The sequence below is a fragment of the Comamonas sp. GW821-FHT11H03 genome, assembly GCF_058807955.1.
The window spans coordinates 1-18,992 of record NZ_JBXARF010000010.1 but is presented as its reverse complement, the minus strand read 5'-3'; the positions used below and the strand labels follow the sequence as shown (position 1 = coordinate 18,992).

Genomic DNA, 18,992 nt, shown 5'->3' with positions numbered 1-18,992 from the left:
TCCTGTCGTAGTGAAAGCAGTCAGAGAAGGGATGCCAGTAAAAGATGTCAGGGTTTGCGCGCCGCAGCCGCGCGCAGCCGGCCAACCACGCCGGTAGGGAAGTAGTAGACCGACAGCACGAACAGCAGACCCAGCCACAGCAGCCAGCGGTCCGGCGACAGCAGGGCCGACAGCCATGGCAGGCTGACGGCGGCTTCGCTGCCTAGCCGCAGCAAATCCTGCAGATAGCTTTGCGCGACCAGAAAGATGACGGAGCCGATCACCGCGCCATAAATCGTGCCCATGCCGCCGATCACCACGATGAGCAGACAGTCCATCATGATCTCGAACGAGAGCGAGGTATCGGGCCCGTTGTAGCGCAGCCAGACGGCCAGCATGGCGCCGGCCACGCAGGCGAACAGGGCCGACAGCACGCTGGAGGTGGTGCGATAGATCACCACGCGGTAGCCAATGGCTTCAGCACGGAATTCGTTCTCGCGAATCGCCTGCAGCACGCGGCCGAAGGGCGAATTGACGATGCGCAGCAGCATCAGTACCAGAACCACGGCCACGGCAAACAGCAGGTAGTAGCTGATGATCCTGCCATCGATGAGGATGCCGAAGATCTCGTTCTCGAACGGCTCGAAGCTGGGCGACAGCCATTCGGGCATCTTGAAGGTCAGGCCGTCCTCGCCTCCCGTCCAGTCAGACAGCTGCGACGCCAGGGTCTGAAATGCAGCCGCCACCGCCAGCGTGATCATGGCAAAGAAGATGGCGCGCACACGCAGGGAGAACAGGCCGATGGCCAGGGACAGAACGAGCGACACCAGCAGCGCCGCGCCCAGCCCCAGGGCCAGCGCCCCCCAGCCCGGGCCCAGCTTGCCCGAGGCAATGGCCACGCCATAGGCGCCTATGCCGAAGAACATGGTGTGGGCAAAGCTGACGATGCCGGTATAGCCCAGCAACAGGTCAAAACTGGCCACCAGCACTACAAAGATCAGCACCTTGGCCGCCACATTGAGCGCCTTGACGCCGGGAAAGGCAAACGGTGCCACGGCAAGGCCGATGAAGATGAGCAGCAGCATCAGCGCCAGGATGCGGCTGCGCGGCAGATCACCCGAGAGCAAACGGTTGAGCATTCTGTTCTCCTTCAGCGGTTGGCGACCGGATAGATGCCTTGGGGACGCCAGAGCAGGATGGCGACCATCAGTGCAATATTGGAAAACAGCGCCACCTTGGGCACCAGAAAGCCAGCGTAGTTGGCCATCAGTCCCACAAGCAGCGCACCGATCAGCGCGCCGCCCGTGCTGCCCAGGCCACCGATGATGATGACGATGAAGATCAGCACATTGACCTGGGCGCCCATCTGCGCCACCACGTTCTGCTGGTACAGGCCCCACATTACGCCACCCAGCCCGGCCAGGGCCGAGCCTGCGACGAACACGGCCACAAACAATCGGCGCACGCGGTAGCCCAGGGACTCGACCATCTCGCGGTCCTGCACGCCGGCGCGGATCAGCAGACCGATCTTGGTACGCGCCAGCGTCCAGGCCAGCGCGGCGAACACGGCTGCGCCCACCAGCACGGCGAAGACCCGGTATTTCTCCACGGCCGCATCGCCCAGCAGCCAGGCGCCCTTCATGGCTTCGGGCAGCGGCAGCGGAATCTGCTGCGGACCCCAGATGACCTTGATCAACTCCTCGCCAATGATCATGCCGCCCATGGTGATGAGAATCTGCTTGAGGTGCTGGCCGTAGACGGGCCGCACGATGAAGCGCTCGAAGGCCAGACCCAAGGCACCCGCCACCAGCATGGCCATCACCATGGCGGGCAGCACGGCCACCAGGTTGCGCCACAGCTGCGCCGAGCCCGTCCAGTCGCCCATGGCACCGAGCACGCTTGTGGCAACGAAAGCCCCCAGAGCGATGAACACGCCATGGCCGAAGTTGAGCACGTCCATGAGGCCAAATACCAGGGTCAGCCCCGAGGCGATGATGAAGATGATCATGCCCATCGCCAAGCCCGCCACCGTCAGCGTGAGCCAGGTGCTGGGAGAGCCCACCAAGGGCAAGGTGGCCAGCGCCAGCAGCGGCACCAGCAGCAGCGGCTTGTAATCCAGGTCCTTGCGCATCATGTCTTCACCTCGGCGCGAACTTTCATATCCATAGCTGCCTGCGCTTGACCAGCAAGCGCTCGATTTGCTTTTTGTTTTGATTTTCGTGACCTCATAGCGCCAGCCCCAGCAGCGACTGCTGCAGTTCCTCGTCGGCCGCAAGATCGGCCATGCGGCCCGCGTGCACGACACTGCCGTTGTCCATGACGGCCACGCCGTCGCCCAGGCGCTTGGCGAAGGCAAGGTTCTGCTCGACCAGCAAAATGCTCACGCCGCTGGCCTTGAGCTGGGCGAAGGCTTCGATCATGTTGTTGATGATGGCCGGTGCCAGGCCTTTGCTTGGCTCATCCACAATGAGCAGATCGCGCGGCTCGACGATGGCGCGCGCCACGGCCACCATCTGCTTTTGCCCGCCGCTGAGCTTGCCGGCCGGGTAGTCCCAGAATTTCTGTACGGCCGGGAACAGCTCGTAGATCCAGTCCAGGCGCGAGCGGTCCATGCGCGCCGCATGCGAGGCCGAGCGTGCAGCCAGCAACAGGTTTTCCTTGACCGTGAGATCGGCAAAGATGCCCATGTTCTCGGGCACATAGGCGATGTTGAGCTGGGCAATCGCCGGCGTGGCCAGGCGCGTGATGTCCTTCTGGCCAAAGCGGATGCTGCCCTGGCTGACCTGCCACAGGCCCATGATGGTGCGCAGCGTGGTGGTCTTGCCCGCGCCATTGCGGCCCAGCAGCAGGGTGACCTCGCCGCGCGGCACAGCCAGGTCCACGCCGTGGAGGATGTGATAGGCGCCGATATGGGTGTGCACGCCCTGGAGCTCCAACAGTAGCTCGCTCATGGCTGTTCTCCTCGTCCCCCAGACGGGGGAAGACCGGGATGGGGGGGAGCGTCAATGCCGCCAACGGCATCCTGGGGCGTCAGACCCAGGTATGCCTGCTGCACCACGGGCGAGGCAATGACTTCGGCCGGTTTGCCGTCGGCCACCAGCGTGCCATTGGTCAGCACGATGATGCGGTCGGCCAGTTCGCGCACCACATCCATCTTGTGCTCCACCAGCAAAATGATCTTGCTGCGATCCTTCTTGAGTTCGCGTATCAGGTCCAGAATCACAGGCGCCTCGTCATGGCTCATGCCCGCCGTAGGCTCGTCGAACATATAGACCTGCGGCTCCAGCGCCATGAGCAGCGCCACCTCGAGCTTGCGCTGGTCGCCGTGCGGCAGGGCCGAAACCGGCTCATCGCGCCGCGCCCACAGCGCCACTTGCTCCAGGATTTGCTGCGCACGCGCCAGCAATGCGCGGTGGTCGCTCCAGATGCTCCAGAGGTTCATGCCGCGCCGGTGCGCGCCCTGGCGCGTGGCCTGCACCGCCAGGCGCACGTTCTCCAGCACCGACAGGGCCGGGAACAGATTCGTGAGCTGAAAGGCCCGCCCAAGGCCGGCACGCGTGCGTGCCGAAGGCGGCAGGCCCGTGAGGTCGCGCCCCTGCAACGACACCCTGCCCTCCGTGGCCCGCAGCTGCCCCGAGATCAGATTGAAGTAAGTGGTCTTGCCCGCGCCATTGGGGCCGACGATGGCCGTCAGCGTGCCCGGCTCGAAGGAGCAGGTCACGCTGTTGACCGCCACATGGCCGCCAAAGCGGATGGTGAGCTTGTCTGTGGTCAGCATGGATGAAAAGGAGAGATTCCGGGCATGGCGGCAGGCAGTCGCAAGAATTTCAGGCCAAAGGGGCCTCCAGCGCTTGGTGGACAAGCGCCATCAGCTTTCAAAGATGGAATGGGCACCCGCCGCATTGCGGGCCGCTCAGTCAGCGCCCGTTGCGCACGGGAACGTTCATTTCTTCAGGCTTGATCTCGCGCACCAGCTCGGGCACGCCCCAGGCCATGGCCGGATCGTTCTTGATCCTGAAGTGGTACATGCTCTGCATGGCCTGGTGATCTTCCTTGCGGAAGGTCATGACCCCCTTGGGGGTATCGAAGCTCATGCCTTCCAGAGCCTTGATCAAGGTGTTGGTCTTGGTGTCGCCGCCAGTCTTCTTGAGTGCTGTGACAATGGCCATGGCGGCCGAGAAACCGCCCGCCGTGAAGAAGTCGGGCGGAGCCTTGAACTGCTTGTAGCTCATGGAGACCATGGCTTCGTTCACCGGATTCTTGGGAATGCCGAAGTAATAGTAGGTGGCGCCCTCCATGCCCGGCATATTCTTGTAGGCGGCCATGGCGGGCAGTATGTTGCCGCCCGTGGCAATCTCGATGCCGTAGCGCTTGAGGTCCATGTCGACGATCTTGAAGGGGTTGCCGGCACCGGCCCAGACAATCCAGATCACCTTCTTGCCTGGAACATCCTTGAGCCTGTCGATCAGGCGCTGAGCCCCGGCCGTGAAATCGGTGGTGGCTGCGGGCAGATACTCCTCATGCACCAGCTTGCCCTTCTTGACCGCTTCCTTGAAGGCCTTGACGCCGTCACGGCCGAAGGCATTGTCCTGGGCCAGTGTCGCAATGGTCACGCCAGGCCTGTCGATGGCCACGGCATTGCTGATCGCGTCCTGGCTGGAGTTGCGGCCGGTGCGAAAAATGTACTTGTTCCACTTGTCGCCGGTGATGGAATCGGCCACGGCGGGCTCGACGATCAGGATCTTCTTGTACTCCTCTGCCACCGGCAGCATGGCCAGCGCCACGCCCGACGCGCTGGGACCGACAGCCAGATCGGCCTTGTCGTCCGAATAGGCGGCGGCCAGCAGGCTCTTGCCAAGGTCAGGCTTGCCCTGGTCGTCTTTCTCGATCACCACCAGCTTCTTGCCTGCCACCGTCATGCTGCCGCCCGTGGCGTATTCAAGCCCCATCAGCAGCCCGGCCTGCGTCTGCTTGCCATAGGCCTCCAACGGCCCGGTCTTGCTGTAGACATGGGCGATGCGGATTTCAGATTGCGCCAGGGCGCCGGGAACATAAACCACCATGGCCGCCAGAACGGCCGCCTGCAGCAGGCTGCGCTTGTGCATGTGTTGTCTCCTTGAGGATGGATGCGGTGTGTCCGCTTGTCTTTGTATGGTGTGCATCAAGCAGCCTTCGTGCCAGTCTGGTTTTCCTCTTAGTCTTGTTTCAGCCTGCATCCTGTTTGCCTGAAAATCAAACAGAAAATGTCTAAAAAAAAGACACTGCATGATTTCCATACATCTCTTCAGGCCTCGCCTCGGCCGAAGTTCAAGCACCATGAAAAAAGGATCACCGGGGTGATCCTTTGAGCTTTCATGCGGCATCGCGTTTTCTGTCCAGCTCCAACAGCCGCACGGCGTTGTCCTTGAGAATGCCGGGCATGACCTCGGGCTTGAAACCGGCGACTTCGAAGTCCTTCATCCAGCGCTCCGGCGTGATCAGCGGGAAGTCGCTGCCGAACAGCACACGGTCCTTGAGCAAGGTATTGGCATACTGCACCAGCTGCTTGGGGAAATACTTGGGGCTCCAGCCCGAAAGATCGATCCAGACATTGGGCTTGTGCAGCGCCACCGAGATCGCCTCGTCCTGCCAGGGAAAGCTGGGGTGAGCCATGACGATCTGCATATCGCCGAAATCCACGGCCACGTCGTCCAGCAGCATGGGGTTGCTGTAGGCTAGGCGCAGGCCGCCGCCGCACTTCATGCCGCTGCCGATGCCGCTGTGGCCGGTGTGGAAGATGGCAGGCAGCTTGTAGTGGTTGATGACCTCGTAGATGGGCCAGGCCATGCGGTCGTAGGGATGGAAGCCCTGCACCGTGGGATGGAACTTGAAGCCCTTGACGCCGCATTCGGTGATCAGACGCTCGGCCTCGCGCGCGCCCATCTTGCCCTTGTGCGGGTCGATGCTCGCGAACGCCACCATCATGTCGCTGTTCTCGCGCGCGGCATCGGCAATCTCTTCGTTGGGAATGCGGCGGCGGCCCAGTTGCGCCTCGCTGTCCACCGTGAACATCACCAGACCGATCTTGCGCTCGCGGTAATAAGCAATGGTTTCGGCGATCGTCGGGCGCAGCGAGCTGCCGAAGTATTTGTCGGCCGCGCGGTCGTACTCCTCGCCATAGCTGTCAAAGGGATTGCGGCAGCTGACTTCGGCATGGGTGTGGAAGTCGATGGCGATCAGATCTTGATGGTTCATGGGTGGGTCTGCTTTGGGTATTGAGTCAAATCAGCCTCAAGCGCTTGTCACGCCTGCGGCACCTTCTCTCGAAATTGAACAAAGAAATCAATGCTCGATGGATTGGCCATGGCATCGGGGCTGGCCACCTTGGCCGCGTCGGCACCCAGCAGCAGCTTGCGCACAGGCACTTCCATCTTCTTGCCGGTGAGGGTGCGCGGAATCTCGGCCACTTGCACCACCACATTGGGCACATGGCGTGCCGAAGCCTTGGTCTTGATGGCGTTCTTGATCTGGGCAGTCAGCTCGCCCGTCAATGCCTGGCCTTCGGCCAGGGTCACGAACAGCGGCATGAAGGAAGGTCGGCCCAGGTATTCGAGGTCGACCACCAGGCTGTCCTTGACGGCGTCGAGTTCCTCGACGACACGGTAAATCTCTGCCGTGCCCATGCGTATGCCGAAGCGGTTGATGGTGCTGTCCGAGCGCCCGTAGATCACAGCCGTTCCGCGCTCGCTGAATTCGATCCAGTCACCATGACGCCAGTAGCCGGCAAACACATCGAAATAGCTGTCGTGGTAGCGCGCGCCGCTCTCGTCGTTCCAGAAGAACACGGGCATGGAGGGCATGGGCTCGGTAATCACCAGCTCGCCGACTTCGGCAACCACCTTCTGGCCCTGTTCGTTGAAAGCGTGGGCCGCCACGCCCAGTTCGCGGCACTGAATCTCGCCCGCATTGACCGGCAGTATGGGAGCGCAGGCCACAAAGCCCGAGGCGATATCCGTGCCGCCGCTGATCGAGGCCAGCCACAGATCGCTTTTGACGTTCTCATAAACCCAGGCATAGGCCTCGAGAGGCAGCGGCGAGCCCGTGGAGTTGATGGCACGCAGCTTCTCGAACTGGCGCCCCTTCTTCGGCGAGACACCATCCTTCATGCTCTTGATGAGGAAGGCCGCACCGCAACCAAAGATACTGACCTGGTATTGGTCGATGAAATCCCAGAGCGCATCATCATGGGGCGCCGTCGGATTGCCGTCGGACAGCACCACGGTCGCGCCGGCCAGCAGGCTGCCTATCATCAGATTCCAGACAATCCAGCCCGTGCTGCCCAGGAACATGAAGCGATCGCCGGGCAACACATCGTGCTGCAGGCGATTGGTCTTGAGGTGGGTGAGCACGATGCCGCCATGGCTGTGCACCATGGCCTTGGGCAGGCCGGTGGTTCCCGAGGAGTACACCACCCACAGCGGATGGGAGAACGGCAGGCGCTCGAACTGCAGCGGCGCTGCATGACGCGTTGCCTCGTCCCAGCGCATGCAGTCACGCCAGGGCACGGCCGCATGTGCTGCATCGCTGCCGAACAAGGGCCCCGGCACATGAATCACCCGGGCGATATCGGGCAGACCCTGAAGCACTTCGTCCAGCACCTCACGGCGATCGAACTGCCTGCCTGCATAGGTATAGCTGTCGGTCGCGAAAATCAGCTTGGGCGCGATCTGCTGGAAGCGGTCCAGCACCACGGATACGCCCATCTCCGGCGCGCAACTGGACCAGATGGCGCCAATGCTGGCACAGGCCAGAAACGCCACCACGGTCTGCGGCACATTAGGCAGATAGGCCACCACACGATCGCCAGGCCCAATGCCCAGACCGCGCAGGCTTGCCGCCAAGGCTCCCACATCGCGCTGCAGTTGCTGCCAGGAGACTTCGACCGGGGTCTGGCCCTCGCAGCGCGCAATGATGGCCGGGCGCTGATCGCTGGCCTGGCGGAAGATATGCTCGGCATAGTTGAGCCGGGTGTCGGGAAACCACTGAGCACCCGGCATCTTGCGGCCGGCCAGCACCTGCGTCGGGTCACCATCGGCCTGAATCTCGAAGTAGTCCCAGATCGAGCGCCAAAAGCCTTCGATATCGGTTGCCGACCATTGCCACAGCGCCTCATAGTCGGAGCAGTCACGGCCACGGCTGTCGCGCAGCCAGTTCATGTAATGCCACAGGCCGCTTTGCTCCTGCTGTTGCTGCGTGGGCCTCCACAACTCCTGCCCTTGTACCAATGCCATGCTGTCTCCGGACTCAAATTAGATATTTTTTATAACTATAAAAACAAACCAAGTCCTGCCTACCAAGGGCAATCCCTAGCATGGCTCAGAAATTCAGCTTCTCGAGCCGGTCGTACAGCTTGGCCCGCGATATGCCGAGCGTCCTTGCCACTGCCAGCTTGTTGCCCCCATGGGCCTGCATCGCGGCCCTTATCGCGCGGGTTTCGAGATCCGCCATTTGCTCGGCAAGCGGTTTGAGCAGATCGCCCGTCGCAGCCACCGCAGCCATGGGCGCCTGAGTCAAGGGCAACAGATGTGGAACCTGTAGCTCCACCCCGGACGAGCGCAGCACCTGCGCCAGCAGGCCGGCATCGATGTGCGAGTCATCGCAGCGCATGGCGGCCTGCTCCAGCACATTGCGCAGCTCGCGAATATTGCCGCGCCAGGCCTGTGCGACCAGCAATTCCAGCGCTCCCTTTCCCAGCTCCGGCGGAACCATGTCGTTGCGCAGCGCCAGGTCCTCGCAGAGCACTTCCACCAGGGCCGGGATATCGCTGCTGCGCTCGCGCAGCGGCGGCACGCGCACGGGCAGCACATGCAGCCGATAGAACAGGTCTTCGCGGAAGCGCCCGTCACGCACCATCTGCAGCAGATCGCGAGAAGTGGCGGCCACCACGCGCACATCGAAATGCACGATCTGGTTGGAGCCCAGCGGCTCGATCTCGCCCTCCTGCAAGGCCCGCAGCAGCTTGGCCTGCAGGCTGGCGGGCATGTCGCCGATTTCGTCGAGAAACAGGGTTCCGCCATCGGCGAGCTTGAACTTGCCATCGCGCGTCTTGCGCTCGGCTCCGGTAAATGCGCCCGGTGCCACGCCGAAGAACTCGGCCTCCAGCAGCGTCTCGGGAATGGCCGCGATATTGACGCTCACAAAAGGGCCGGCAGAGCGCGCCGATGCGGCATGGATGGCATGGGCCAGCACCTCCTTGCCGGTACCGGTCTCGCCCAGCAGCAGCACCGGGCTCATGGACTGGGCCGCCCGCCGCGCCTGGCGCTTGACCTCGACTGCGGCCGGACTGCTGCCCACAAAGCTGGCAAAGCTGTATTTGCTGCGGCGCGACCCTTGTACGGACGCCTGCAAGCTGCGGCTGCGCTGGGCAGCCAGCTCGCGCCTCGCTTCATCGAGATCGCGCTGCAGCATCGCGAACTTGCTGATCAGCGGCTGCAAGGTCGTCTCGGGCTGATCGAACAGCACAATGCCGATGGCACCGATCACACCTCCTTCGTCGTCGTGCAGCGGCAGGCGGCTGACGACAAAGGTTCCGGCGCTATTGGTCAGCAGATCAATCAGGACTGGCTTGCCGGTCTCCAGCACACTGCGCATCTGCGTGTTGGGAATGACCTCCTCGACCATATGCCCGAGAAAATCGCCCACACCGGCCACGCCCAGGCGCGGCAAAAAGCGCTCGTAGCCTTTGTTGACCCAGACGATGCGCCCGCTTCTGTCGACCAGAAACATACCCTGGCTCATCGACGAGAACAGCTGAAACATGGACCGTGCCGCCAGGGCATAGATGCCGTCGGCATCTTCGGGCAGCTCGCATGCGAAATCGTGGGGTAGCAGTTGGCTCATTTCCATCGCGTCATGGTAGGGCGACATTCAAGCCCAACCATCAGCACAGACCTGTAGCCGCGCTCCTTGCGCCATCCATGCTTGAGCGGACAACGCATCCACGCTTCTGAACTGAGCCTGCCTCCATAAAAAAATCCCCTGTCCGGCTCACCGGACAGGGGATGTGAATGCAACGGGCTCCATGCGTGAAGCACCCGCAGCAGGCTAGGAAACCGGACTCAGGCGGTGCTTGCCTCCCGGGCATGCTTGGCCTGCGACAGGCGCTTGAGCACGCGAGGAATGATCAGCACGGCCAGCACAATGATGATCAGCGTCAGCGACATGGGACGCTGCAGGAAGATCCACCAGCTGCCCTCGCCGATCGAGACGGCGTTGCGCATCTGGGCTTCGGCCAGGGGGCCGAGGATCATGCCCACCACCACGGGTGCGGTGGGGAAGTCGAAGCGGCGCATGATCACGCCCAGCACGCCGATGCCGTAGAGCAGGAACAGATCGAATGCACTCTGGCGCATGCCGTAGGCACCGACGGTTGCAAAGATCAGGATGCCGGCATACAGCTGGGGACGCGGAATCTTCAAAAGCTTGACCCACAGGCCCACCATGGGCAGGTTCAGCACCAGCAGCATCACGTTGCCGATGTACAGCGAGGCGATCAGCGCCCAGACCAGGGCCGCCGAGCTGGTAAACAGCTGGGGGCCGGGGTTGATGCCGTAGTTCTGGAAAGCGCCCAGCAGCACGGCCGTGGTGTTGCTGGTGGGAATGCCCAGCGTCAGCAGCGGAATCAGAGCTGCGGTCACGGTCGCGTTGTTGGCGGCTTCCGGACCGGCCACGCCTTCGATGGCGCCCTTGCTGCCGAACTCGGCCTTGTCTTCGCCCTTGGCCAGCTTCTTTTCGGTCGCATAGCTCAGAAAGGTCGGGATCTCGGTGCCGCCGGCAGGAATGCAGCCGAACGGTGTGCCCAGCAGCGTGCCGCGCATCCAGGCGGGCCAGGAACGCTTCCAGTCACGCTTGGTCATGTGCACACGCGTCAGCTTGTTCTGCGATTCCTCGACCTTGCCTTCATACATGGCGGCATACAGCACTTCGGCCACGGCAAACAGCCCCACGGCCACCAGCACGATATCGATGCCGTCCAGCAGCTCCATCTTGCCGCCGGTATAACGCGCCGCACCGGAGATCTGGTCCATGCCGATGCAACCTGCAGCCAGGCCGACAAACAACGCCGTCATGCCGCGCAACGTGCTCTGGCCCAGCACGGCACTCACGGTGGTGAAGGCCAGCACCATCAGCATGAAGTATTCGGGCGGGCCCAGCTTCACGGCGAAGTCGGCCACGTAGGGAGCGAACAGGGTCACCACCACGGTGGCAAAGGTACCCGCGAAGAACGAGCCGATCGCGGCGGTTGCCAGCGCCGCCCCGGCACGGCCGCTCTTGGCCATCTTGTTGCCCTCCATGGCCGTGACCATGGATGCCGTCTCGCCGGGCGTATTGAGCAGAATCGAGGTGGTCGAGCCACCATACATGGCACCGTAGTAGATGCCGGCGAAAAAGATCATGGAGGCCGTCACATCCACCTTGGCGGTGATGGGCAGCAGCATGGCCACGGCCACGGCCGGGCCGATACCGGGCAGCACGCCCACGGCAGTACCGAGGGCACAGCCCACCAGAGCCCACAACAGATTGGCGGGCGTGATGGCCGTGGCAAAGCCAGCCATCAAAGCATTGAAAATATCCATTACAGCCACCCCGTTTCAGTCAGACCAGGCAGATTGATGGCCAGGAACTGGGTAAACATCCAGAACACCGGTGCCGCAATCAACAGCCCCGTGAGCACATCCTTGACCCAGGTGCCCGGTGCGGACGCCTGCGACTGATGCGCGGCTCGGCGCAAGCCCTGCACGGCCAGCACATAGCAGATGGTGCAGCTGAAAATAAAGCCCAGGGTACTGATCAAGGCCGCATTCACCAGCAGACCGGCCGAGACCCAGGCAAAGGGAAGGATGTCGGCCTTGGGCTGGCCGCCCGGGTCGGCCGCATGGCGAAAACCACCGCTGCGTGCTTCCCAGATCAGCAAGGCACCGCAGATACCCAGCACCACTGCGCAGACCCAGGGCAGGAAATTGGGGCCGACGCCGCCGTAGCCGGAATCCGAAGGAATTTGCAGTGCGCCAAAGGCCAGTCCCGCAGCGACCAGCAGCACGCCCGCGCCGACAATGGTTTGTGCTCTCTGGGACGGTACGTTGGGGCCCTGCGGCTCGTCGGGGTCTGCATAGGCCGAAACCTGTGCGGCCTCCGCTGCCCGGGCCAGATCTTGGAAGGAATCAGACATGATGAATGTGTGTGATTTCAGTGGTTTTCGGAACCCGCCAGAGCCGCCTTGCGTCAGCTCCCACGGCATCATGGGGTTGCACAAACCCTGGCTTGCGCCGTCAGGGGCAGGCCATCAATCAGTGCGGGGGAGAAACAGCAGGACACAATGTGATCAGGGCTGAAGTCGCCAGCCCTGTGCCATGTCCTGAAAAGGCCGCGGCAGAACGCAGCGGCCCGGTGATCGTCAGATCATGCCGGACTTGGCCATGGTGGCGCGCAGGCTGGCGAACTCGTCGTCCACGAACTTGCCGAAAGCATCACCGCCCAGCCAGGCAGGTGTCCAGTCGTTCTTCTGCAGGGCTTCGGCCCAGGCCTTGCTCTTGGTGGCTTTCTCGACCTGGGCGACCAGCTCGTCGCGCTGGGCCTTGGAAATGCCGGGCGCGCCGTACACACCGCGCCAGTTGCCGATTTCCACGTTGATACCCTGCTCCTTGAGCGTGGGAATGCTCGACGCCGCTCCCTTGAGGCGCTGGGCCGAGGTCACACCGATGGGCTTCATCTTGCCAGTCGCGATGTATTCGGCAAACTCGCTGAAGCCGCTGCCGCCCACGGTGACGTTGCCGCCCAGGATCGCGGAGATAGCCTCGCCGCCCCCACGGAAGGCCACGTAGTTGATCTTGGCGGGGTCCACGCCCACTTCACGCGCGATCATGGCCGCAGCAATGTGCTCGGTGGAGCCGCGCGAGCCGCCACCCCACTTGACGGAGCCGGGATCCTTCTTGAGCTGGGCCACCACTTCCGCCATGTTCTTGAACGGCGAATTGGCGGGCAGCACAAACACGTTGTATTCGCTGGTCAGGCGCGCCAGAGGCGTGGCCTGGCTCAGATTGACGGGAGGCTTGCCGGTAATGATGCCGCCCAGCATCACGGCGCCCATGACCATCATCGCATTGGGATCACCCTTGCTGCCGTTGACGAACTGGGCCAGGCCGATGGCACCGGCAGCACCGCCCTTGTTGTCATAGGTGACGGAAGAAGCCACACCTGCGTCCTGCAAGGCCTTGCCCAGGGCACGGCCTGTCGTGTCCCAGCCGCCACCCGGGTTGGCGGGCAGCATCATCTTGATGGCCGCCGCGGCCTGGGCCGACAGGGGCAAAGCACCGGCTGCCGCCAGGGCTGCCAGAGACTTCAGAAACGTATCACGACGCATGATGTACTCCTTATGTAGTTAGTGGGTGCAATCATGGACAGCCTGCCTGTCAAACAGCTGTCCAATCACCTAGGGCTATCCCTTAAGCAGCCCTGGTAGTTTCACGACTTGTCTGCGCATTCGCAGCGCAGTGCTATGTTCGGCAACATGCAATTACTGCTTGTTGAAGATGACTCCGCCATGCGCACCACGCTGCAGCGCACCCTGATGCGCCGCGGCCTGAATGTGGATGTGGCGGCCGACGGCCCCAGCGCCCTGGCCCATTGGCAGACCCGCGAACCCGATGCCGTGGTGCTGGACCTGAGTCTGCCCGGCCTCGACGGCCTGCAGGTGCTGGAGCGCGCCCGCGCACTGGGCCTGCGCACGCCGGTGCTGATCCTCACGGCACGTGGCACCGTGGGCGACCGCGTCATGGGGCTGAACGCCGGCGCCGATGACTATCTGGCCAAGCCCTTTGACCTCGACGAGCTCGAAGCACGCCTGCGCGCCCTGCTGCGCCGCAGCCAGGATAGTTTCACACCCAGATCGGCTTCTGAAGCTGTCACCCTGGGCGCATTGCGCTATGAGAAGGAGAGCGGCGCGATCTATCTCAACGACAAGGTACTTGAGCTGACCCCGCGCGAGCTGTCCATGATGCATGCGCTGCTGGCCCGCCCCGGTCATGCAGTCACCAAAGAGCGGCTGTTCAGCCTGGTCTTCCCCGGCGAGGTCGATGTGCAGTACGAGGCCGTGGAAGTCGTGGCCTACCGGCTGCGCAAAAAGCTGGGCGGCACCGGCGTGCAACTGGTCACGCTGCGCGGACTGGGCTATCTGGTCAAGGCCGAGGCGGCGACATGACAGCCAGTCCGGCCAGGACGCGGCCCAAGACAGCCTGGTCGCTGCGGCGCCTGCTGCTCACCGGCATTTTGCTGCCCGTGCTGGCGCTGATTGCCCTCAACGCCTGGAGCCTCTATCAGCAAACCCTGGCATCGCTGCACACGGCTTACGACAGAACCCTGCTGGCCTCGGCCAAGAGCATCAGCGAGCAGATCGGCGTCACTGGATACGACGAGCATGCACAGCTGCGCGCCATCGTCCCCTATTCGGCGCTGGAAATCTTCGAGGCCGACAACCAGAGCCGCATGTTCTACCGCGTCTCCACGCTGGACGGGCAGTTGATCTCTGGCTTCGAGGAACTGCCTGTCTGGAACGGCAAGATTGCCCAGCGCCCCCCCTATGCTGCGCTGGTGGACTTCTATGACGACGAGTTTCGTGGCCACCCCGTGCGCGTGGCAGTGCTGCTGCAGCCGGTTGCCAGTGCCGACGGACGCGGCATGGCCGTGATCCAGGTGGCCGAAACCCTGGAGCTGCGCGAATCCCTGGCCTTGCAGATTCTGCGTGACACCCTGATTCGTCAGGCCCTGCTGGTGCTGGTCGTCGCCCTGATCGTCATCATCGTGGTGCAACGCGCCACCCAACCCATACGCCAGCTCAGCCAGGATCTGCAGGGCCGTGCCCAGGGAGATCTGAGCCCGCTGGCGGCACCCGAGGCCCCGCGTGAAATCCAGCCTCTGCTGGAGGCTACCAACCAGACCATGCAGCGCCTGCAAGGTCTGCTGAGCAATCAGAAACGCTTTGTGCGCGACGCCTCGCACCAGCTGCGCACGCCGCTGGCCGTGCTCAAGGTCCAGGTGCAGTCGGCCAAGCGCGGCGATATCCCCCCGGCCCAGGCCTTTGCCGAAATTGACGACACGGTGGATCGCGCCACCCGCGTCGCCAACCAGATGCTGGCCCTGGCCAAGGTCGAGCAGTTGCGTCAGGAGGACAGCAACCAGAACAGCGCCATGCTCGCCCAGCTCGACCACATCGTGCGCGACGTGGCGCTGGAGCTATCGCCGCTGATTGCCGATCACGACATGGACTTCGGCATCGAAACCCAGGCCTGTTGCGTGGCCGCCCATGAATGGATGCTGCGCGAGCTGACCCGCAACCTGCTGCACAACGCCATACGCCACACCCCCAGGCACGGGAGTCTGCAAATCGATGTGCGCGCGCACGGCGGCATGGCGCAGCTGAGTATCGAAGACAGCGGCAGCGGCATCGACGATGAACTGGCCCAGAGGCTGTTTCAGCCCTTTTCGGCGGGCAACACGCGCAGCGGCTCGGGCCTGGGCCTGGCCATCTGCCAGGAGATCGTGCAAACCCTGGGCGGCCAGATCGAGCTGCGCAATCTGCACGACGAACTCGGCCTCGTGCGTGGCCTGCAGGCGCTGATTCAGTTGCCCCTGCACAATGGCGATGCCCAGGACATGGATACTGCTCTGACTTGAATCGCCATCCCTTCACGCCGCAAAATACCGATATGAGTGAAACCGAATCCATGCGTCTGGACAAATGGCTGTGGTGCGCGCGGTTCTACAAGACCCGCAGCCTGGCTGTGGAGGAAATTGGCAAAGGCCGGGTCACGGTCAACAACGCCAATGCCAAGGCCTCGCGTGAAATCCGCCCGGGCGACCACATCCACCTGCGCCAGGGCAATATTCCCCGGGAAGTCATAGTGCGCGGGCTCAGCGGCATGCGCGGCCCTGCACCCGTGGCCCAGCAGCTCTACGAGGAAACAGCGCAAAGCATTGCCCAGCGCGAACAACTGGCCGAGCAGCGCCGCCTGGCACCTGAGCCTGCCGATGCACTGGCGGCCCAGCACACCGGCCGTCCCACCAAGCGTGACCGCCGCGAAATCGACCGCGTGCAACGCAGCAGCGGCTGGGGCGACCGCTGGAGCGCCTCCATCGATGACTGAAAACCTTCGCCCATGAAGCGCAGGCGGCTGATCTGCACACTCTCCACCCTGGCAGTTGCGGCAACCGGCGCCTTGAGCTGGTCGTGGCTGCGCAAGCGTCAGGGCAGTACCGAACGTCGATCCATGATCCAGACGGTCTTCAGCCAGGCACTGCCGCCACTGAGCGCCCAGCATCTGCAGCTGATCCGCCTTCTGCGTGTGCAGTGGATGCCCATAGAGTCGGGGGCACCCGGCTTCGATCCCGTGCAGCCCTTTGGCGGCAATCTGTCCACCCTCGACACTGCCCAGCAAGTGCTGCGCATTCGCAATCCTGCCCTGGCCACCCAGCTCCTGGCCGAGGTCTGCCTTTGGCTGCCGCAGTTTGTGGCAAGCGCCACCTTGGCACCCGGTCGCTATACCTTGCCGCCCGACTTCCCAGGTCAGGCGTCAGACAGCAGCTTCGACTTTCGTCCCGAACACCTGACACTGCTGCATGCCGCCCTGTGGCGAGAAGTCGGTACCGATGAACTGCCTTATGTTTTGGCCAACGAGGAAGACGGCCAGGCAATCTGGCCCTTGCCCTATATCGACGGCAAGCGGCCGTATGGCGACCGCAGCTACTACCAGATCGATATGGCCGAAATTCTGGGCAAGCCCTATGCCAGGAACGCACAGGGCCGGTACATTTTGCCGCCCCAGAAAGATGAGGCGCTCAAGCAGCTGCATCTGCAAACCCAAGCCGCACTGCAGATTCTGCTCATGCATGGAACGCCCTCGGGGACTCGCAGCTTGGCGACATGAGCCGGGACAAGGCCGTGGCAAAGTCCACCTTTCATAAAATATGAGCACTTAGCGCTTTACCACAAAGCTTTTCAGGAAACTTTTACCTTGAAAAGCTTTCAAATATTGCGCAAGCAGCTCTTATTTGAGTAGCAATCAATCACCCTCAATGTTGGCAGGACTCGCTCTTGCGCCTGGGCTGCTCGCACTTTTTTCATCTCCCCCGGCCTTCTTCGCTCATGTCCTCCACTTTTTCAGCACCGCTTTCCTCTTCTTGCTCACGAATCCCGCTATGGCTGCACCATGCCGGTATCGCAATGCTGGTCATCAGCAGCGTGGCCTGCTCTGCCAAGATGCCTGCGCCCTCGGCAGCGACCAGCCCCGCATCGCTCATCCAGGTCAGCAACCCCACGCGCAGCACCCAGGGCTTTGAGCAATGCCCGCAGTTCTTTGCCAACGGCAAGGCACCCGTGCTCAGCGATCAGCCCAAGCTGCGGGCCCTGTGCTATGACGCGTTTGCCGTGCTGCACAGCGGCCAGAGCAAGACTCCCGTCTTCGTCGCCCAACGTCTGAACAAGGCCCTGGTCGCCGACGCCGACGAAAAGCGCACCAACAAGTTCTACAGCGACGCCCGCCTGCCCCGCGATGAACGCGCCGAGCTGGACGACTACAAGCGCTCCGGCTACTCACGCGGCCACATGGCTCCCGCTGGCGACATGCCGACCGCACAGGCCATGGCCCAGAGCTTCTCGCTGGCCAATATGGTGCCCCAGTCCATCAAGCAAAACGGCGGCCCCTGGGCCCGCATCGAGAAAGACACGCGCAGCTATGCGCAACGGGCTCAGGGCGATGTCTACGTCATCACCGGCCCGGTCTTTGATGCCGGCGCCGCCTCCGTCGGCCACAACCAGGTGCGTGTGCCCAGCTTTCTCTACAAGCTGGTTTACGACGCTCAGAGCCAGCGAGCCTGGGCGCACTGGCAGGCCAATGATGACGCAGCCCGCGTCACCGAGCCCATCAGCTACGCGGAACTGGTTCGCCGCACCGGCATCGAATTCCTGCCCGGCGCTGCGCTGCAAACCTACGGCAAGCTCCAGCAGGCATCCGCGCCCGTCATTCAACGGCGCTGAGTTCCCATACCGCCCATGAAAAAGCCTGCTGGCGCAAGCCAGCAGGCTTTTTATCTTGCTCGGTTTTATTTGCCCGGCTTGAACAGATCCAGCTCCTGCGCCGTCAGCCAGCGCCATTGGCCAGGCTCCAGCTCTGCGGGTAACTCCATGCCGCCGATTCTTCTGCGGTGCAGACCTTCAACCCGGTTGCTCACGGCCGCAATCATGCGCTTGACCTGGTGATACTTGCCCTCGGTCAGCGTCAGATCCAGCACATGGCTGTCCACCTGCTCGCAGGCAGCAGCCTTGACGGGCTTGGGATCATCGTCGAGAACGACGCCATCCAGTAGCCGCTGTATCTGCTTGGCATCCACCGGATGCTTGCAAGTCACCCGGTAAACCTTGGAGACATGCTTTTTGGGCGACGACATGCGGTGGATGAACTGGCCATCGTCGCTGAGCAGCAGCATGCCCGTCGTATCCTGGTCCAGACGGCCCACTGCCTGAACACCTTGCACCGCCCCTTTGTTGGGTCGTTGACGCAGCGGAGGCGGCAGCAAGGTATAGATGCTGGGATAGGCCGATGGCTTTTGCGAGCATTCGGTGCCGGCTGGCTTGTTCAGCAGCACATAACCCAGCTCGTGATACTCCCACTCCACGCCTTGCACCCTGAAACGCAGACCTTCGGGATCCACCTGCTGGGTGGAATCCAGAACCTTCTCCCAGTCGGAAGTCTGCTGGTTCCATAGCTCCACCCAGCCTTGCTGCACCAAGCCGGAGCACACACGGCGAATGCCAAAGCCCTGTGAATACAACATGTCCTGCAGCTGCATGCTCATCCTTTCCATGTCCGCTACTGCGCAAGCGATATCAACAATACCGATTGATCAAATAAAAAACCCCGTAATCTTTCGACTACGGGGTTTTCACTGTAAGAGCCTGACGATGACCTACTTTCACACGGGAA

General features: G+C 62.7%; 17 protein-coding genes. 5 read left to right on the top strand and 12 right to left on the bottom strand.

All coding sequences use genetic code 11. The features are described 5' to 3' along the window. Positions 1-47: 47 nt before the first annotated feature. The 11 genes from AC1RTQ_RS20155 to AC1RTQ_RS20105 form a co-directional block, all read right to left on the bottom strand. A complete protein-coding gene (locus tag AC1RTQ_RS20155) occupies positions 48-1,118 on the bottom strand; it encodes a branched-chain amino acid ABC transporter permease (RefSeq protein WP_492878342.1) in 1,071 nt (356 codons plus the stop codon). Between the two features lie 11 nt (positions 1,119-1,129). Beyond that, positions 1,130-2,113 carry a branched-chain amino acid ABC transporter permease gene (locus tag AC1RTQ_RS20150; RefSeq protein WP_492878341.1) on the bottom strand — a complete coding sequence of 328 codons (984 nt, stop codon included), beginning with the start codon at positions 2,111-2,113 and terminating at the stop codon, positions 1,130-1,132. A gap of 91 nt (positions 2,114-2,204) precedes the next feature. Beyond that, positions 2,205-2,930: an ABC transporter ATP-binding protein gene (locus AC1RTQ_RS20145; protein WP_492878339.1), complete on the bottom strand. Its 726-nt coding sequence runs from the start codon at positions 2,928-2,930 to the stop codon at positions 2,205-2,207. Further along, positions 2,927-3,757: an ABC transporter ATP-binding protein gene (locus tag AC1RTQ_RS20140; protein ID WP_409813129.1), complete on the bottom strand. Its 831-nt coding sequence runs from the start codon at positions 3,755-3,757 to the stop codon at positions 2,927-2,929. Before AC1RTQ_RS20140 ends, AC1RTQ_RS20145 begins: the two co-directional genes overlap by 4 nt. A 139-nt stretch (positions 3,758-3,896) precedes the next feature. Continuing rightward, complete coding sequence (locus tag AC1RTQ_RS20135) at positions 3,897-5,084, bottom strand: substrate-binding domain-containing protein (protein WP_304351106.1); 1,188 nt, start codon at positions 5,082-5,084, stop codon at positions 3,897-3,899. 247 nt (positions 5,085-5,331) lie between these two features. Then, complete coding sequence (locus AC1RTQ_RS20130; RefSeq protein WP_034357944.1) at positions 5,332-6,213, bottom strand: amidohydrolase family protein; 882 nt, start codon at positions 6,211-6,213, stop codon at positions 5,332-5,334. Positions 6,214-6,260: 47 nt separating this feature from the next. Further along, complete coding sequence (locus AC1RTQ_RS20125) at positions 6,261-8,249, bottom strand: acetoacetate--CoA ligase (protein ID WP_492878336.1); 1,989 nt, start codon at positions 8,247-8,249, stop codon at positions 6,261-6,263. Between the two features lie 85 nt (positions 8,250-8,334). Next, positions 8,335-9,858 (bottom strand): sigma-54 interaction domain-containing protein, encoded by a 1,524-nt coding sequence (locus AC1RTQ_RS20120; protein WP_492878334.1) that lies wholly within the window; start codon positions 9,856-9,858, stop codon positions 8,335-8,337. Positions 9,859-10,076: 218 nt separating this feature from the next. Beyond that, positions 10,077-11,594 carry a tripartite tricarboxylate transporter permease gene (locus AC1RTQ_RS20115; RefSeq protein WP_492878333.1) on the bottom strand — a complete coding sequence of 506 codons (1,518 nt, stop codon included), beginning with the start codon at positions 11,592-11,594 and terminating at the stop codon, positions 10,077-10,079. Then, entirely contained in the window at positions 11,594-12,187 is a 594-nt protein-coding gene (locus tag AC1RTQ_RS20110) for a tripartite tricarboxylate transporter TctB family protein (RefSeq protein WP_492878331.1), read from the bottom strand. Before AC1RTQ_RS20110 ends, AC1RTQ_RS20115 begins: the two co-directional genes overlap by 1 nt. Before the next feature lie 225 nt (positions 12,188-12,412). Then, complete coding sequence (locus AC1RTQ_RS20105) at positions 12,413-13,378, bottom strand: Bug family tripartite tricarboxylate transporter substrate binding protein (RefSeq protein ID WP_492878329.1); 966 nt, start codon at positions 13,376-13,378, stop codon at positions 12,413-12,415. A 135-nt stretch (positions 13,379-13,513) separates the two neighbouring features. On the opposite strand from AC1RTQ_RS20105, the gene AC1RTQ_RS20100 reads away from it, so the two are divergent. The 5 genes from AC1RTQ_RS20100 (at position 13,514) to AC1RTQ_RS20080 (ending at position 18,046) form a co-directional block, all read left to right on the top strand. Next, on the top strand, positions 13,514-14,215 hold the full coding sequence (locus AC1RTQ_RS20100; RefSeq protein WP_492878327.1) for a response regulator: 702 nt from the start codon (positions 13,514-13,516) through the stop codon (positions 14,213-14,215). Next, positions 14,212-15,687, top strand: a complete 1,476-nt coding sequence (locus AC1RTQ_RS20095) for a sensor histidine kinase (protein ID WP_492878325.1) — start codon at positions 14,212-14,214, stop codon at positions 15,685-15,687. The genes AC1RTQ_RS20100 and AC1RTQ_RS20095 overlap by 4 nt, the downstream gene beginning before the upstream one ends. Positions 15,688-15,719: 32 nt before the next feature. Next, positions 15,720-16,157, top strand: a complete 438-nt coding sequence (locus tag AC1RTQ_RS20090) for an RNA-binding S4 domain-containing protein (protein WP_302091805.1) — start codon at positions 15,720-15,722, stop codon at positions 16,155-16,157. A 12-nt stretch (positions 16,158-16,169) separates the two neighbouring features. Beyond that, positions 16,170-16,937 (top strand): hypothetical protein, encoded by a 768-nt coding sequence (locus AC1RTQ_RS20085; RefSeq protein WP_492878323.1) that lies wholly within the window; start codon positions 16,170-16,172, stop codon positions 16,935-16,937. A gap of 296 nt (positions 16,938-17,233) precedes the next feature. Beyond that, a complete protein-coding gene (locus AC1RTQ_RS20080) occupies positions 17,234-18,046 on the top strand; it encodes a DNA/RNA non-specific endonuclease (protein ID WP_492878614.1) in 813 nt (270 codons plus the stop codon). Positions 18,047-18,111: 65 nt separating this feature from the next. Here AC1RTQ_RS20080 and AC1RTQ_RS20075 read toward each other — a convergent pair whose 3' ends face one another. Next, positions 18,112-18,858, bottom strand: a complete 747-nt coding sequence (locus AC1RTQ_RS20075; RefSeq protein WP_492878321.1) for a 16S rRNA pseudouridine(516) synthase — start codon at positions 18,856-18,858, stop codon at positions 18,112-18,114. Positions 18,859-18,992 lie beyond the last annotated feature (134 nt).